We start from the raw sequence: 15,976 nt of genomic DNA, 5'->3' as shown, positions 1-15,976 counted from the left end.
CCCGCCCAGCCCGGCCGGCCCCTCCGCGTGCGCCGGACAGTCCCTCCGGCGCGTTCTAGCCGATGCACCCGGCGCGGCGCCAGCCCTCCCCGGCGGACCGGGCGCGACCGTACTGTTCGAGCGTGACCCACCGGAACGACCTGCCCGCTCACGCGCCCGCAGGACGAACCGGACGGCGGTTCCGGCCGCCGGTCGTGACCACCGGAGGAGGACCGCGCGATGAGCGCTGACCGTCAGGGGAATGCTCGAGACACGCTCGCTAAGCTGAGCAGTCGGTCCGTCGCGGAAGTGACGGACCATCACCCCCGACGTCGGGCATCCGCAGACCGCACATCGGCGTCTCCCGGACTGCCCGAGAACAATCCCCTGAGGAGTCTCGTGGAGACCTGGCCCGGAACCGCCTACCCGTTGGGCGCGACGTTCGACGGAAGCGGCACGAACTTCGCCCTGTTCAGTGAGATCGCCGAGCGCGTCGAGCTGTGCCTCTTCGAGGAGGACGGCACCGAGACGCGCGTCGAGATCCAGGAGTCGGACGCCTACGTCTGGCACTGCTACCTTCCGCAGGTCCAGCCGGGCCAGCGCTACGGCTTCCGCATCCACGGACCGTACGACCCCGATGCCGGCCACCGCTGCAACCCGAACAAGCTGCTGCTGGACCCCTACGCGAAGGCGATCTCGGGGGAGATCGACTGGGACCAGTCCCTCTTCTCGTACACCTTCGGCGACCCGGACTCGACGAACGACGAGGACTCGGCGCCGCACATGATGATGGGCGTCGTCATCAACCCCTTCTTCGACTGGGCCGGTGACCGCCGCCCGCGCACCTCCTACGACAGCACCGTGATCTACGAGGCGCACGTGAAGGGGCTCACCAAGACGCATCCCGACGTGCCGGAGGAGCTCCGCGGCACCTACGCCGGAGTCGCCCACCCCGCGGTGATCGACCACCTCAAGCACCTGGGCGTCTCGGCGATCGAGCTCATGCCCGTGCACCAGTTCGTGAACGATTCGACGCTGATGGACAAGGGCCTCTCGAACTACTGGGGCTACAACACGATCGGCTTCTTCGCTCCGCAGAACACCTACTCCTCCACGGGCGACCAGGGCCAGCAGGTCCAGGAGTTCAAGAGCATGGTGAAGGCGCTCCACGCTGCCGGCATCGAGGTCATCCTCGACGTGGTCTACAACCACACGGCGGAGGGCAACCACCTCGGCCCCACGCTGTCGTTCCGCGGCATCGACAACGAGGCGTACTACCGCCTCGTCGACGACGACAAGCGCTACTACATGGACTACACCGGCACCGGGAACACCCTGAACGTGCGCCACCCGCACTCGCTCCAGCTGATCATGGACTCGCTGCGCTACTGGGTGACGGAGATGCGCGTCGACGGCTTCCGCTTCGACCTCGCCTCGGCGCTGGCACGCGAGTTCTACGACGTCGACCGGCTCTCCACCTTCTTCGAGCTCGTCCAGCAGGACCCGGTGGTCTCGCAGGTGAAGCTGATCGCCGAGCCGTGGGACGTCGGGCCGGGCGGCTACCAGGTGGGCAACTTCCCGCCCCAGTGGACGGAGTGGAACGGCAAGTACCGCGACACGGTCCGCGACTTCTGGCGCGGCGAGCCGTCGACGCTGGGGGAGTTCGCCTCCCGCCTCACCGGCTCGGCCGACCTCTACGCGCACTCGGGCCGCTACCCGGTCGCCTCGATCAACTTCGTCACGGCGCACGACGGCTTCACCCTCCGGGACCTGGTCTCGTACAACGAGAAGCACAACGACGCCAACGGCGAGGACGGCAACGACGGCGAGTCGCACAACCGCTCCTGGAACCACGGCGTGGAGGGGCCCACGGACGACCCGCGGGTGCTCGCGCTCCGGGCGCGCCAGCAGCGGAACTTCCTCGCGACGATGCTGATCTCCCAGGGCGTTCCGATGATCCTCCACGGCGACGAGCTGGGCCGGACCCAGAACGGCAACAACAACACCTACGCCCAGGACAGCGAGCTGACCTGGATCGACTGGGCGCACGCCGACCGGCCGCTGCTCGAGTTCACCGCGGCGCTCATCCGCCTGCGCGCCGAGCACCCGACCTTCCGACGCATGCGCTTCTTCGACGGCCGCCCCGTCCTGCGCGGCGACGGCGAGCCCCTGCCCGACATCGTCTGGTTCACCGCTGCCGGCACCGAGATGTCCCCGTCCGACTGGGACTCCGGTCTCGGCCGATCGGTGGGCATCTACCTCAACGGCAACGGGATCCGCGAGCGCGACCAGCGCGGACGCCCCGTCACCGACGACAGCTTCCTCCTGTACTTCAACGCCGACGACGTCGACGTCGAGTTCGCGATCCCGAGCGACGAGTACGCGCTCGAGTGGAGCGTCCTCGTCGACACCGCCGGCGCCGAGGCGGACTCGATCCCGCGTCCGGCGGGGGCGGTGCTCACCGTCCAGGCGAAGTCGCTCGTCATCCTCCAGGAGCACAGCACCCCCGAGCCCGAGGTCGACCACTCGGTCGCCGCCTCGCTCGCGTCCCTGGCCGCCACCTCGGCCATCCCGATCGTCTCCTCGACGGGACCCACCAGCCCCCACGCCGAGTCGACCGACTCCGCGACCGCACCCTCGACAGGAGCCTGACGTGCGTCTGCCCGCCTCCACCTACCGCCTCCAGATCCGGTCGGCGTTCGACCTCGACGACGCCGCCCGCGTCGCCGACTACGTGCGCGCGCTCGGAGCGGACTGGCTGTACTTCTCGCCGCTGCTGAAGGCCGAGCCCGGCTCGGACCACGGCTACGACGTGGTGGACCACACCGAGGTCGATCCCGACCGCGGTGGCGCGGCCGGCCTGGCGAACGCCTCGGCCGCGGCGCGGGCGGAGGGCCTCGGCGTCCTCATCGACATCGTCCCCAACCACATGGGCGTCGCGACCCCGAGCGAGAACTCGTGGTGGTGGGACCTGCTGAGGAACGGGAAGTCCTCCCGCTACGCCACCGCCTTCGACATCGACTGGGAGGCGGGGGGCGGGAAGCTGCGCGTGCCGATCCTCGGCGACGGTGCGAGCGAGGGAGACAGCGACAGCGAGCTCGACGCGCTCGAGGTCGTCGGCGACGAGCTGCACTACTACGAGAACCGCCTGCCGATCGCGCCCGGCACCGCCGAGCCCGGCGACTCCGGCCGCACGGTGCACGAGCGCCAGAGCTACGAGCTCGTGAACTGGCGCCGCGCCGACGCCGAGCTGAACTACCGCCGCTTCTTCGCGGTGAACACCCTCGCCGCCATCACGGTCGAGCGGCCCGAGGTGTTCGACGCCTCGCACGCCGAGATCGTCCGCTGGTTCACCGAGGGGCTCGCTGACGGCCTGCGCGTCGACCACCCGGACGGCCTGGCCGACCCGGGCGGATACCTCGACGACCTGGCCCGCGCGATCGGCGGCGCCCCGGTCTGGGTCGAGAAGATCCTCGAGGGCGACGAGGAGCTCCCGCCGCACTGGGCGACCGTCGGCACCACGGGCTACGACGCCCTGGCCGACGTCGACCGCATCCTGGTCGACCCCGACGCCCGCCCCGTGCTGGAGGGCCTCGACGCCGAGCTCACGGGAAAGGGCGCCCCGCTGCAGTGGGCCGACCTCATCCACGACACCAAGCGCGGCATCGCCGACGGCATCCTCCGCTCCGAGGTCCTGCGGCTGGCCCGCCTGATCCCCGGCATCGAGGGAGCGGACGACGCGCTGGCGGAGCTCCTGGCGACCTACCCGGTCTACCGCAGCTACCTCCCCTACGGAGCGGAGCACCTCGAGCACGCCCGCGTCGACGCCGTGCGCCGCCGTCCCGAGATCCGCGCGACCATCGACGAGGTCGCCGCGGCGCTCGGCGAGACCGGCACGCCGGTGTCCGTGCGCTTCCAGCAGACCTCCGGCATGGTGATGGCGAAGGGCGTCGAGGACACGGCGTTCTACCGCTTCAGCCGCCTCACCTCGCTGAACGAGGTCGGAGCGGACCCGGACGAGTTCGCGATCGACCTGGTCGAGTTCCACCGCCGCCAGGCCGTGCGCCAGGCCTCGTTCCCCGCCTCGCTCACCACGCTCTCGACCCACGACACGAAGCGCGGCGAGGACACCCGTGCCCGCATCACCGCACTGGCCGAGGACCCGGAGGCGTGGGCGGCGACGCTCCGCGAGCTCCACGACCTCGTCGGCTTCGGCGACGGCCCGATCGAGCACCTGCTCTGGGAGGCCGTCGTGGGGACCTGGCCCGCCAGCCGCGAGCGCCTGCACGCCTACGCCGAGAAGGCGTCGCGCGAGGCCGACGACTCGACGCACTGGACCGCTCCTGACGAGCAGTTCGAGAAGCGGATGCACGCGGCGATCGACGCGGCGTTCGACGAGCCCGCCGTCCGCCGGCTGGTCGAGCAGACCGTCGAGCGGGTGTCGGCCGCCGGCTGGTCGAACGGCCTCGCCGCGAAGCTCGTGCAGATCACCGCCCCGGGCATCCCGGACGTCTACCAGGGCAGCGAGCTCTGGGAGACCTCCCTCGTCGACCCGGACAACCGCCGCGAGGTCGACTTCGGGCAGCGTCGAGCGCTGCTGGAGCGGATCGACGGCGGCTGGAGGCCCGCGATCGACGCCGAGGGAGCCGCGAAGCTCCTCGTCATCTCGCGCGCCCTCCGGCTCCGCCGCGACCGCCCCGAGCTGTTCACCCGCTATGCCGCCGTCCCCGCGATCGGGCCCGCCGCCGAGCACGCGATCGCCTTCGACCGCGGCGGCGCGCTGACCGTCGCGACCCGGCTCCCCGAGGGCCTCGCCGCTTCGGGCGGGTGGAACGGCACGGTCGTGGTCCTGCCCGGGCACCCGATGGAGGACGTCCTCACCGGCCGCACCTTCGCGGGAGGAGTGACTCCGGTCGCCGAGATCCTCGCCGACTACCCCGTGGCACTGCTCGCCCCGGTCTCCTGACCGGTTCCGCCACCGCACCGCAGACCGATCCGACCCCTCCTGGAGACAGCAGTGATCAGCACGACTCCCTACCGCTACGCACTCCCGACGACCGGGCCCGAGCGGTTCGACGTCTGGGCCCCCGAGGCCTCGACGGTCGAGCTCCTTCTCGGCGACGACTCGTCGCTGACGATGACCCGCCACGGAGACGACGGATGGTGGCGGGCGCCCGCGTCGGCTCCGGCCACCGGCGAGGTCGACTACGGGTACCGGGTGGACGGCAGTGGTCCGCTGCCGGATCCCCGCTCGCGCCGCCAGCCGAAGGGCGTGCACGAGCTCTCGCGCACGTTCGACCCCTCGGCGCACGAGTGGGGCGACTCCGCCTGGACCGGGCGCGAGCTCGCCGGCGCCGTCATCTACGAGCTGCACCTCGGCACGTTCACACCCGAGGGCACCCTGGACGCGGCGGGGGAGCGCTTCGAGCACCTGCGCTCGATCGGCGTGGACTTCATCGAGCTGCTGCCGGTCAACGCGGTGAACGGAACGCACAACTGGGGCTACGACGGCGTCCTCTGGTACGCCGTGCACGAGCCGTACGGCGGACCCGAGGCGTACCAGCGCTTCGTGGACGCCGCCCACCGTGCCGGCCTCGGCGTGGTCCAGGACGTCGTCTACAACCACCTCGGCCCGAGCGGCAACTACCTGCCGGAGTTCGGCCCGTACCTCAAGAACGAGAAGGCCAACACCTGGGGCAGCTCGATCAACCTCGACGGCGAGGGTTCGGACACCGTCCGCGGGTACATCATCGACAACGCTCTGATGTGGCTGCGCGACTACCACGTCGACGCCCTGCGCCTGGACGCGGTGCACGCCCTCTCGGACGAGCGGGCCGTGCACGTGCTCGAGGAGATGGCGAGCGAGGTGGCCGTGCTGTCGGCCCACGTCGGGCGCCCTCTGACGCTGATCGCCGAGTCCGACCTCAACGACCCGACGCTGATCACTCCGCGGGAGGCGCACGGCTACGGGCTCGACGCGCAGTGGAGCGACGACTTCCACCACGCGGTCCATGTCGCGCTGACCGGGGAGACCACGGGCTACTACGAGGACTTCGCGCCGCTCGGCGCCCTCGCGAAGGTGCTGACCCGGGGCTTCTTCCACGACGGCACCCTCTCGACGTTCCGCGGCCGTCACCACGGCCGTCCGGTGGACACCGAGCACATGCCGACCTGGCGCCTGGTGGTCTGCAGCCAGAACCACGACCAGATCGGCAACCGGGCGGTCGGCGACCGTCTGACGGCGTCCCTCGACGAGGGCCGTCTCGCGATCGCCGCTGCTCTGACGCTGCTGGGCCCTTTCACTCCCATGCTGTTCATGGGCGAGGAGTGGGCGGCGTCGACCCCGTGGCAGTTCTTCACCTCGCACCCGGAGAAGGATCTGGGCGAGGCGACGGCGAAGGGCCGCATCGAGGAGTTCGCGAAGATGGGCTGGGACCCGGAGGTCGTGCCCGACCCGCAGGACCCGGAGACGTTCCTGCGCTCGCGGCTCGACTGGTCCGAGGTCGGGGAGGGGCGTCACGCCCGCACCCTCGAGGTGTACCGCGAGCTGGCGGTGATCCGCCGCCGCTACCCCGAGCTGACGGACCCGCGCTTCGGGTCGCTCCGCGTGGAGTTCGACGAGGAGGCCCGCTGGCTTACTCTCGGCCGCGGTCGGGTGACCGTGGCGATCAACGTCGGCGAGTCCGCCGCCCGCATCGCCCTGCCGGAGGTGGCGGAGACGCTGCTCGGCGTCGGGGAGTACGCGGTGCAGCCCGGGGACACCGAGGTGGATCTCGGCGCCTCCTCGCTGCTGGTGACGCTGAGCGCCTGAGCGCCTGAGCACCTGAGCTCCGTGGCGGCAGGCTGTTCAGGTGGCCGGCCGCCGATGTCCTGAACGGCCGCCTGGGGCCCGAGCGCTCAGAGCGTGACCGCGGCGTACTCCGTCGCGGTCACGACCCGCACTCCCTCGTCGTGGACGAGCAGGAGCGCGCGGAGGGGGATGGCCCGCTTGTGGCACGCCGCCGCCAGGTGACGGGCGAGGACCCGATCGGTCTCGCCGAGGAAGGCGCGCCCGGGACGTTCCAGGGCGAAGGCGAGCGAGCCCACGTCCTGGTGCGCCACGGCCTTGGCGAGGGTGGCGACGATCCGCTCGGTCTTCTCCTCGTCGGGGTGCACGGGGAGTCCGTCCACCGGGTAGAGGATCGGCAGCTGCACGCCGTCGCGGTCGAGGAAGATCGGCCACAGGGCCCGGCGGTAGGCCGGTCCGATCAGCGAGGAGACGCGCTCGCGCAGCTCGCGGTCGTTCAGGAGCGGCGCATCGAGGTGCGGAGCGGGGGCGGCGTGGTCGAGAGTGGTCATGGTGTCGCTTTCTCGTGGGGCGAGCGGGCGGTGCCGCTGAGGGGTCATCGGAAGTTGCGGGAGGTGGTGCGAGCGCCGACCTTGAGGGTCTCGAACCTGTCGGCGATGAGGTTCGTCACCCCCTCGTCGGAGCGCTCGAGGATCCCCCTGACCAGCAGGGCGGGTGCCTCGCGGGCCACGCGGCGGTAGCGGTTCCATACTCCGACGGAGCAGATCACGTTGAGGATCCCGTGCTCGTCCTCGAGGTTGAGGAAGGTCACTCCACCGGCTGTGGAGGGACGTTGGCGGTGGATCACGACCCCGCCGACCTCGATCCGGGTCCCCGAGGGGATGGCGGGGAGATCGGCCGAGGAGCGGGCGCCGCGGCGAGCGAGTCCCTCGCGGAGGTGGCGCAGCGGATGGTCGTCGGGCGAGATGCCGGTGGCCCAGAAGTCGAAGACCACGCGCTCCTGAGGGGAGAGCATCGGCAGGAGCGGGGGCTGCACGACGACCGTGGAGCCGGCGAGGAACTCCTCGCGGTCGCCTGCGGCGGTGCCGGCCTCCCAGAGCGCCTGCCGGCGCTGCAGACCGAGCGAGTCGAAGGCGCCCGCGGCGCCGAGGGCCTCCAGCTGAGCCGCGGTCGTGCCGACCCGACGCGAGAGGTCGGCCATGCTCGCGTAGGGTCCGCCGCGTTCGCGCTCGGCGACGATGTGCTCGGCGAGCGCGGTGCCGATGCCCTTCACCCCGGCCAGCCCGAGCCTGATCACGAAGCCGCTGTCGCGCCTGTGGTCGTCCGTGTGGAAGTGCTCGGTGCGGTCGAACAGTCCCGTGGGCGGCTGATCGGCGCGGAGGCAGTCGTCGCTCCCGTAGGCGGCGCCGCTCCTCCGGCGTGCGGGGGCATCCTCCTTCGCCTCGAGCCCAGGAGGCGCCAGGGAGCGGTTGACGTCGGGCGAGACGACCTCCACTCCGTGACGCCGGGCATCGGCGACCAGGGTGTGCGGGGCGTAGAAGCCCATGGGCTGCGCCCTGAGCAGCGCGGCGGTGAACGCGGCGGGGTAGTGCAGGCGGAGCCAGGCGCTCGCGTAGACCAGCAGGGCGAAGCTGATCGCATGGCTCTCGGCGAAGCCGAAGTTCGCGAAGGCCTGGATCCGGAGGTAGATGTCGTCCGCGACCTCGCCCGTGATGCCGTTGCGGGCCATCCCCTGGTAGAGCCGCTCGCGGAGGGTCTCGATCTTCTCGGTGCCGCGCTTGGACCCCATCGCCCGGCGCAGCAGGTCGGCGTCCTCCGCGTTGCAGTCGCCGACGGCCACGGCCACCTGCATGAGCTGCTCCTGGAAGAGCGGCACGCCGAGGGTGCGCTTGAGCGGCGTCACGAGGAGGGGGTGCTGGTACGTCACCGGCTCCTCGCCGAGCTTGCGGCGGATGTAGGGATGGACCGCACCGCCCTGGATGGGGCCGGGGCGGATGAGCGCTACCTCGATCACCAGATCGTAGAAGCGGCGCGGCTGCAGCCGGGGGAGGGTGCCCATCTGCGCCCGGCTCTCGACCTGGAACACCCCGATCGAATCGGCGCGGCAGAGCTGGTCGTAGACGCCCTTCTCCTCCCGGGGGAGGGTGGAGAGGTCCCACTTCTCGCCGACGTGCTCGGCGACGAGGTCGAACGTGTACTGCAGGGCGGCGAGCATCCCGAGCCCGAGGAGGTCGAACTTGACCAGGCCCATCCAGGCGCAGTCGTCCTTGTCCCACTGCAGGACGGTGCGGTCCTCCATCCGGGCGGGCTCGATCGGGCAGACCTCGCCCACAGGCCGGTCGGTCAGCACCATGCCGCCGGAGTGGATGCCCAGGTGCCGGGGCGTGCCCAGCACCCGGGTGGTCAGGGCGACCACGTCCTCGGGGATGTCGTGGTCGGTGCTCTCGGTGACGGACCCCCACCGCTCGACCTGCTTCGACCAGCCGTCCTGCTGCCCGGCGCTGTATCCGAGGGCCTTGGCCATGTCGCGCACGGCGAACTTGGGCCGGTAGGTGATGACGTTGGCGACCTGGGCCGCGTTCAGACGTCCGTACTTCCGGTAGACGTACTGGATCACCTCCTCGCGCCGCTCCGAGTCGAAGTCGACGTCGATGTCGGGCTCCTCGTCGCGGATGCTGGAGAGGAACCGCTCGAACGGCAGGTCGTAGAAGATCGAGTCGACCGCCGTGATGCCCAGGACGTAGCAGACCGCCGAGTTGGCGGCCGAGCCGCGTCCCTGGCAGAGGATGCCGTTCCGCTTGGCGTAGTGGACGATGTCGTGGACGATCAGGAAGTAGCCCGGGAAGTCCTTCTGCTCGATCACCGCGAGCTCCTTCTCGAGGCGCGCGAGGACGTCGGCGTCGGCGCGGGGGTACTTGGCCGGCACGGCCTCGCGCACGAGCTCGCGCAGCCAGCTCATCGAGGTGTGCCCCTCGGGGACCTCCTGGCGCGGCAGCCGGGGCCGGACTCGGCCGAGCTCGAAGGCGATCTCGTCGGCGACGCGCACCGTGTTCTCCACGGAGCCGGGGTAGCGGCCGAAGCGCTCGGCCATCTCGGCGCCGGAGCGCAGGTGGGCGCCGCCCGCTGCGGGGAGCCACCCGTCCATCTCGTCGAGGCTCCGGCGTGCTCTGACCGCGGCGAGGGCCGTCTGGAGGGGGCGCTCCTCCGGCCGGGCGTAGTGCACGTTCCCGGTGGCGACCGTCCGCAGCCGGAGCTTCTCGGCGATCGCCGCCAGCTGGTCGTTGGCGCGCGAGGCGAGGGGATCCCCGTGGTCGTACAGCTCCACGAGGACGTTGGCGGGACCGAAGAGCCGGACGAGCTCGCGGACCTCCTGCTCGGCCGCGGCCACTCCTGCGGCGGCGAGCGCTTGACGGACCGCTCCCTTGCGGCAGCCCGTCAGCACGATCCAGTGGCCGTCGGCGGCGCGCGCGAGCTCCTCGAGGTCGTAGCTCGGCTTGCCCTTCTCGGCTCCGGCGAGCTGGGCGGTGGTGATCGCACGGGCGAGGCGGTGGTAGCCCTCCTCGCGGCGCGCGAGGACGAGCAGGTGGGTCCCCTCCGGATCGGCGACCCCGTTCTGAGGCGAGGTGAGCCCGATCGAGAGCTCGGCTCCGAAGGCCGTGCGGACGGCGTGCCCCTGCGCGGCCTCGGCCATCCTCACGATGCCGTAGAGGCCGTCGTGGTCGGTGAGCGCGAGAGTGTCGATGCCGAGCCGGACCGCCTCCTCGACCAGCTGTTCCGGCTTGCTCGCCCCGTCGAGGAAGCTGAAGTGGGAGTGGGCGTGCAGCTCGGCGTAGGGCACCGGATGAGCCGGCGGCCGGACGTCGTCCCCTGCCACGTAGGCGGGGCGCTTGTGCGACCAGGCCGGACTGTCGCCGCCGTCGCCCCGGACGACCGTGCCGTCGGCGCGCTTGCCGCTGGAGAGGCGGCGCTCGAACTCCGACCAGGGGATCGGTGGGTTGTTCCAGCCCATCGGGGCTCCTTCGGTGCTCGTTCGCGGTGGTGGAGGGATGCTCCGGTTCAGTCGTAGCGGGCCTCTGCGGCCCAGACCCCGTCGAGGCAGAGCAGCAGCCAGGCGACACCGGCGGCGTCGACCACCTGGAAGCGGTCGTAGCGGACGGCGGTGCTCGGATCCCACCAGCGCTCGTCGATCGGCCAGGGACCCGCCCATCCGGCGAGGGGCTCCAGGCGTGCCTGAGAGGTCCCGGGGGTGAAGTAGGCGGGCACGGAGCTGAGGGCGCCGCGCTCGTCGACCGCGACGGGTTCGCCCCTCGATCCGCAGACCAGCACGGCCGCGGGCTCCGCGAAGACCGTCGGCGGGAGGGGCGGCGGCAGGGAGCCGGGCCAGGGCAGGGTCCTCGGCCGTGCGTCGCCCGGCTCCCGGTCGCCCCAGGGGATCAGGTGCTGGCGGTCGCGGAGGGATCGACCCCCTCCGATCGACGCGGTCATCACGGCCTCGTGCCCGAGCATGCTCTGCACGCGGCTCAGCCCGTGGTGGACGCGCTCCTCCGGAGCGGTGCCCCAGAGACCCTGCTCGTGGTTGCCGATCGCGTCGACCGCCTCGGGCTCGACGCACAGCCGCGAGATCGGCGCTCCGAGACCGGTGTCGATCTCCCCGCTGCCCTGCAGCTGCCAGCGGACCCGGTCGAGCACGTCGCCCGGGGTGAACCATCTCGGGTGCAGCCAGCTCCGGGAGGAGACCTCACCGCGCTCGCTGACGACCTCGATGCGGATGGCGGTCGCGACCAGCTGTGCGCGGGTGAGCCCGGCGACGAACTCCTCCGCGGGGACGCGGAAGGCGAAGGCGGCCTGGTCGATGCGGTCCAGAGGGGGCTCGAACTCCATCGCCCGGTCGAGACGCTCCGGCGGGAGCCGGGGCACCACCGTCTCCGACTCCGCACCGGCGGCGAGGAGGTGCGCGTGGGCGCCCTCCGGTCCGAACCGGGCGGCGACGTCCTCGCGAGGGAGGGCGGCGAAGGCGCCGAGGGTGCTGACGCCGAGTCTGCGCAGGAGCGCCACCAGGTCGTCCCCCCGGCGGGGAACACGGGCAGGGGCTGCGACGGACTCGGTCTCGAGGGCGTCGAGCGGGAGAGGAGCGAGGAAGCCTGCCGCTGCTCCTGGGGGCACGACGGCGACGGGGCGGCCGGAGTGCTTCGCGGCGAGCTCGGAGGCGAAGAGCCCGTCGGCGATCCCGATGCGGGCGTCGGGGAGACCCAGCTCGGCCAGCCGCTGCAGGATCGCCTCGGCCGCGCTCTGCTCGCTCCCGTAGTAGCGGCGCGGACCGCGGGCGCGGATCGCGCACAGACCGGGCCTGATCAGCTGGACGCCCGGGGTGATCTCCTCGAGCGCCTGGATGAGCGGCTCGAACGCCCGGTGGTCGAGCACCGGGTCGTACGGGAGGACGGCGAGACCCGTGCAACGGGACTGCGCCTCGCGCACGCGCATGCCCCGCCGGACCCCCTCCGCCCGGGCAGCGGGGGAGGAGGCGAAGACCAGGCTCTTCTCCGTGAGGGCCAGGGGGTGCTCGGCGCCCAGGCCGGCGTCGGCGGCGGCCGCGAGGAGGGGCCAGTCGGGGCACCAGACGAGGATCGTCCGCCGCAGCTCGGGTGCGCTCGCCATCTCAGACCGCCCGCTCGTGCAGGCGGCCGTGCTCGACCCGGGAGCCGAAGGCGCTCTCGACGCCGGGCATGCTCATCCGCACCGTGCGCACCCGGGTGCCGGCCCGGCCGACCACATCGACCATCGCCTCCCGGGAGCGCAGGTAGCCGTGGCCGTCGCCGAGCCCCTCCCAGCGGCTGCTGCGGATGCTGAGCCGCGCCTCGGCCTGGGGCCACTCGCCGAGGACCACGAGCGCGGCACCCCGCTGGCGCAGTCGTGCTCCCAGACGCGAGACGTCGGCCGAGGAGACGGAGGCGGGCGGACGGGTGAGCACGACGGTCAGCACATCGACCAGAGCGGCGGTGACGGTGAGCCAGTGCTCGGCCGGTGCGGGCACGAGCACCAGGCGCTCGAGGTCGATCCCCATGCCGGCCGCGGCCTCGGCCCCGAACTCCGGGACGCCCACCACGCCGCACCACGAGCCCTCGGCGGACGGGCCGGCGAGCAGCCCCATCGCCAGACTCATCGAGCCCTCCACCGAGTAGGCGGCACCCTGCTTGAGCGAGCCGCCCGGGAGCACGGAGGAGAAGGCCGGCAGGGTGGCGAGGCTCCTGGTCTCGAGAGTGGTCGCCTGCATGTCCCGGATGCGGGACTGCAGCTCCTTCACCGACGCGAGCTGCCGCAGAAGGGGCTCTGCGGCCTCGGCCGTCTCCGCGGAGACGAGGGATGAAGGGGGGCTCATCTGCCCATGTTCGAACATGTGTTCGAGTATGTCAATCGCCACCGACATCCACCGGCGAGCCGCTCGGACCCTTCCGCGACCGCCCGGCGAGGCGCACTGAGGAGGAGGTTCCAGACGTCCCGGGCAGTCTCGCATCCGCCTCCGACATCCCCGTCCGGGGGCGTTCTCCACCGGGTCTCGGCGAGGGAGGGCCTCCTGCCGCGCCTCTACCATGGGAGCCATGTCCGACGCCCTGCCCGACCCCGCCGACTCCGACGCCACCGCCCCGGCCGCGCCGCGCAGAAGGACCCTCGTGGTCAAGATGGGGTCCAGCTCGGTCACCAAGCAGTCGGGTCCGGATCCAGTTCTCCTGGCCAGCGCGCTCGAGAGCGCCTTCGCCGCCCGCGCGCTGGGCTGGGACGTCGTGCTGGTCTCTTCCGGCGCCGTCTCCTCGGGCCGGGCGCTCTTCGCCCGCTCACAGGAGGAGCCGATCAGCGCCCGCCTGGCGGCAGCGGTGGGCCAGACCGTCCTGATGGGCTTCTACCGCTCGGTGGCCGAGCTCTCGGGCGCCCTGGTCGCGCAGATCCTCATCGGCGAGTCCGACCTCGCCTCTCCCCGGCAGATGGCACACGTCGCCGAGGCGATCTGCCACGCCCTCGACGCCGGAGTCGTGCCCGTGGTCAACGGCAACGACACGATCGACTCCGCCGGCTCGGACAACGACGGCGTCGCCGGCGGATTGGCGATGCTCCTCGGTGCCGACCTTCTGCTGCTGCTCACCGACGTCCCCGGCGTCTTCGCCGGCAGCATCGCCGAGGGCGTGCACCTCGAGGAGCTGGGCATCTCGGAGCTGCGCCGCATCGGCGTGCAGAAGGGCGGTACCGGCCGAGGGGGCATCCGCTCCAAGCTGCGGGCCGCCGAGCTCGCCGCGCACAACGGCGTCTCGACCAGGATCGCCGGGGCGCGCACCCCCGAGGTCATCCTGGGCGCCCTGGGAGGGCCGGGCCCGGGCACCCTCGTCCGCGCCGTGCACGCGCATCCGCCCGTGGAGCAGCGCTGGATCTCCGGAGTGGCCACCGGCCGCGGCCGCGTCGAGATCAACCTCGAGGCCGAGCGGAGCATCGGAGCCGGCTCGAGTCTGTTCGCCTCGGGCATCAAGCGCGTCTCCGGCGAGTTCGGCGGCGGCGACGTGATCGAGGTGCGCGCCCTCAGCGGAGAGCTCCTCGCGCGCGGCGTCTCCCGCGTCTCCTCGCGTCTGCTGACCCTGGTCCGCGCACTCCGGGTCGACGAGATCGCCCGCGTCTTCGTGGCGGTCCTCGGGCATGCCGCCACGACGGCGCCGTCGGCGAGTCCGGAGGGGGAGGAGAGGCCGCAGCTGACCCGCGCTCTGGAGTACGCGCGCACTCTCTCCTCCGAGCACGCGCGGGCCGTCGCGATGGAGATCGTCTCCCTCTTCCCCGCCGAGAGCATCTCGGCCCTGCTGGGACAGGGCGCGGGGGAGGGCGAGCTCGTCGAGCGCTACACCCGCCTCGTCCGCACCCTCGCCATCGTGGAGAACGAGAACCTGGCCGTCTTCCGCTCCTGACCGCCGGTGGCACGCCACTTCTCAGTGCATTTCGCGCCTTCGCGTCATGATCGCCGTTCTCCGGTGTCTTCCTGGTGATGGCGCCGCTCCTGGGCGCCCCCGACGGAACGGATCATCGATGAGCGTCCCCACTTCCACAGCCGGCCACTTCCGCGAGTCCGACATCACGCCCGAGAGCTTCGAGACCGAGAGGCTCGAGCGGCGGCTCGCCCTGCTCGAGGCCTCGATCGCCCAGGGGGAGCGGGCACTGCTGGGCCGGGTCGACCCGAGCAGCGGAGCTCCCCTCCCGGGCGCCTGCGGGGGGCACCGAGCCCAGCTGGTCAGCAACCTGACGACGGAGCGGGCCCTCGCCGACCGCATCCGGGAGATGCTCGCCGCTCGGAGCTGACGGGGTGCTTACGGCACGATGGGGCCATGGTCACCATCACCGTCGCCGGTCTCGCCCAGCACTTCCACCCCGCCGAGCGGGGCACCGTCCGCCTCGAGATCCGGCGCGAGTCGCGATCCCGGCCCCAGGCGCTCGCCGAGGTCACCGCTCTGCACGCGCGGGTCCGTGAGGAGGCGGCCGCCGAGCAGGCGTCCGGCGCCGCCACCTGGTGGTCCTCCGATCAGATCTCGGTCTCCTCGATCCGCCGGTACATCAAGGACTCGGACGTCACGCAGCTGTTCCATGTCGCGGCCGCCGGGGTCCGGGTGAAGTACCGGGACTTCGCGGCTCTCGGGCGCTGGGTCGGCTCGATCTCGGAGGTGCCGGGGATCCAGATCTCGGGGGTCGACTGGGACGTGACGGCGGCACGACGTGCGGGCATCGAGCGCGAGGTCCGCACCGCTGCCGTCCGCGACGCGCGCGAGCGGGCCGAGGCCTATGCGGCGGCTCTCGGCCTGACCGAGGTGCGGGTGCTGACCCTCTTCGAGCCGGGACTGCGGCCGCATACGCGCATCGAGGGCGGCTCGGCGATGATGAGCCGCGCCAAGGCGTTCTCCTCTCCTGAGGAGCCGCTGGCCCTCAAGCCGGAGGACATCGAGGTCACCGCCTCGGTCTCCGCCGACTTCGAGGCGCACTGACGCGGAGACGCGACCGGGCGACCGGTTCCGCTGCGGACGGAGAGCGCCTGCCTGCACCTGCGACCCGCTGATCGTCTGCATGGCGACCCCGAGAGTCGCCCCGAGGCGACCGACCATCGGCTCCACGACGACCCCTCTCCGCCCCGATCAGCGGGCACGCGACCACCATACGTGTATTGAGTACTCCTCGGGAGCGCTGTCGCGG

At 72.0% G+C, this 15,976-nt stretch carries 10 protein-coding genes; 6 read left to right on the top strand and 4 right to left on the bottom strand.

What is annotated here, in order from left to right; genetic code table 11:
* The first annotated feature begins 378 nt into the window (after nt 1–378).
* Genes glgX through treZ form a run of 3 tightly spaced genes read left to right on the top strand, consistent with a single transcriptional unit; the run spans nt 379 to nt 6,790 of the window.
* Nucleotides 379–2,631, top strand: a complete 2,253-nt coding sequence (gene glgX, locus C5B93_RS06945) for a glycogen debranching protein GlgX (protein WP_104232615.1) — start codon at nt 379–381, stop codon at nt 2,629–2,631.
* A gap of 1 nt (nt 2,632) precedes the next feature.
* On the top strand, nt 2,633–4,945 hold the full coding sequence (gene treY, locus C5B93_RS06940) for a malto-oligosyltrehalose synthase (RefSeq protein WP_104292101.1): 2,313 nt from the start codon (nt 2,633–2,635) through the stop codon (nt 4,943–4,945).
* 51 nt (nt 4,946–4,996) lie between these two features.
* Nucleotides 4,997–6,790: a malto-oligosyltrehalose trehalohydrolase gene (treZ, locus tag C5B93_RS06935; RefSeq protein WP_258065368.1), complete on the top strand. Its 1,794-nt coding sequence runs from the start codon at nt 4,997–4,999 to the stop codon at nt 6,788–6,790.
* Nucleotides 6,791–6,876: 86 nt separating this feature from the next.
* Here the strand turns inward: treZ and C5B93_RS06930 are convergent, their stop codons facing one another.
* From C5B93_RS06930 to C5B93_RS06915, 4 genes are read right to left on the bottom strand one after another with little or no spacing between them, the layout of a single operon-like run.
* Nucleotides 6,877–7,317, bottom strand: a complete 441-nt coding sequence (locus C5B93_RS06930) for a hypothetical protein (RefSeq protein WP_104221992.1) — start codon at nt 7,315–7,317, stop codon at nt 6,877–6,879.
* Nucleotides 7,318–7,361: 44 nt separating this feature from the next.
* Complete coding sequence (locus tag C5B93_RS06925; protein WP_104292100.1) at nt 7,362–10,775, bottom strand: error-prone DNA polymerase; 3,414 nt, start codon at nt 10,773–10,775, stop codon at nt 7,362–7,364.
* 47 nt (nt 10,776–10,822) lie between these two features.
* Nucleotides 10,823–12,421, bottom strand: coding sequence for a DNA polymerase Y family protein (locus C5B93_RS06920; protein ID WP_104292099.1), 1,599 nt, complete (start codon nt 12,419–12,421; stop codon nt 10,823–10,825).
* Between the two features lies 1 nt (nt 12,422).
* Complete coding sequence (locus C5B93_RS06915; RefSeq protein ID WP_104292098.1) at nt 12,423–13,142, bottom strand: hypothetical protein; 720 nt, start codon at nt 13,140–13,142, stop codon at nt 12,423–12,425.
* 220 nt (nt 13,143–13,362) lie between these two features.
* Between C5B93_RS06915 and proB the strand changes: the two genes are divergently transcribed.
* The 3 genes from proB (at nt 13,363) to C5B93_RS06900 (ending at nt 15,771) form a co-directional block, all read left to right on the top strand.
* A complete protein-coding gene (proB, locus tag C5B93_RS06910) occupies nt 13,363–14,706 on the top strand; it encodes a glutamate 5-kinase (protein WP_181068353.1) in 1,344 nt (447 codons plus the stop codon).
* Between the two features lie 118 nt (nt 14,707–14,824).
* Nucleotides 14,825–15,094, top strand: coding sequence for a hypothetical protein (locus tag C5B93_RS06905; protein WP_104254998.1), 270 nt, complete (start codon nt 14,825–14,827; stop codon nt 15,092–15,094).
* Between the two features lie 26 nt (nt 15,095–15,120).
* Nucleotides 15,121–15,771, top strand: coding sequence for an SIMPL domain-containing protein (locus C5B93_RS06900; protein ID WP_104225267.1), 651 nt, complete (start codon nt 15,121–15,123; stop codon nt 15,769–15,771).
* Nucleotides 15,772–15,976: the final 205 nt, after the last annotated feature.

The sequence above is a fragment of the Rathayibacter sp. AY1A2 genome, assembly GCF_002930935.1.
Lineage (GTDB): Bacteria > Actinomycetota > Actinomycetes > Actinomycetales > Microbacteriaceae > Rathayibacter.
Note: the sequence above shows the minus strand (reverse complement) of the source record. Positions and strands in the feature narration are given on the sequence as shown.

Bases quoted from the DNA above. Each gene is read 5' to 3' on its own strand.
- C5B93_RS06930 (WP_104221992.1), bottom strand. From the start codon at position 7,317: ATGACCACTCTCGACCACGCCGCCCCCGCTCCGCACCTCGATGCGCCG.
- C5B93_RS06925 (WP_104292100.1), bottom strand. From the start codon at position 10,775: ATGGGCTGGAACAACCCACCGATCCCCTGGTCGGAGTTCGAGCGCCGC.
- C5B93_RS06920 (WP_104292099.1), bottom strand. From the start codon at position 12,421: ATGGCGAGCGCACCCGAGCTGCGGCGGACGATCCTCGTCTGGTGCCCC.
- C5B93_RS06915 (WP_104292098.1), bottom strand. From the start codon at position 13,142: ATGAGCCCCCCTTCATCCCTCGTCTCCGCGGAGACGGCCGAGGCCGCA.
- proB (WP_181068353.1), top strand. From the start codon at position 13,363: ATGTCCGACGCCCTGCCCGACCCCGCCGACTCCGACGCCACCGCCCCG.
- C5B93_RS06905 (WP_104254998.1), top strand. From the start codon at position 14,825: ATGAGCGTCCCCACTTCCACAGCCGGCCACTTCCGCGAGTCCGACATC.
- C5B93_RS06900 (WP_104225267.1), top strand. From the start codon at position 15,121: ATGGTCACCATCACCGTCGCCGGTCTCGCCCAGCACTTCCACCCCGCC.